The organism is Vibrio sp. 970 (assembly GCF_033339075.1).
The window spans coordinates 1-521 of record NZ_JAWOTW010000797.1; the positions used below are offsets into that span (position 1 = coordinate 1).

A 521-nucleotide genomic window follows, 5' to 3' on the forward strand; every position below is an offset into this window, starting at 1 on the left:
CAAGGTTTGCTGGAAGACTTACATAAAGCTGCGTTAGAGAGTGGCCTTTTTGAGTTGGCCTCTGTGAAATCAAGAACGTTAAGATGTCATAACTGGCTAATTGGTGAAGCGGGTGACAGCCTCGATTTTATCCATATCAATTTTGATTTGTTGTCTGGCCGAACGCCTGAACAAAAGCGAGAATTATCGCGAGCTTTAATGGTTGTGCTTCAAGAACAGGCAAGTCATGTGCACAGTTTAACGGTTAACATTCGAGATATGGATGTGGACAGCTTTCAAAAAGTGGTGAACTGAATATAAGGCTTGGCCGACGTTGTTCACGACTTGTTGTTTCTTCCCAAATTAACCCGACTCGGCTACTCTGTATTCTTTCTATTTTTGGATAAAAATTGATGTCGACTAAAGAGTTACTGTTTTCGTTTCACGGACGTATCGATCGCAAAACCTATTGGATTTGGAATGTGATTTACTACATTTCGATTATAGGTTTTGGTGCGGGTATCAGTAAGTTGTTTCCTGCG

General features: G+C 41.1%; 1 protein-coding gene and 1 pseudogene. Both read left to right on the top strand.

All coding sequences use genetic code 11. The features are described 5' to 3' along the window. The coding region (locus R7Q11_RS29250; RefSeq protein ID WP_225467355.1) for a 5-carboxymethyl-2-hydroxymuconate Delta-isomerase at positions 1–294 on the top strand (294 nt) is incomplete at its 5' end. A 98-nt stretch (positions 295–392) separates the two neighbouring features. Next, positions 393–521: pseudogene (locus R7Q11_RS29255) on the top strand (DUF805 domain-containing protein); the annotation flags it as partial.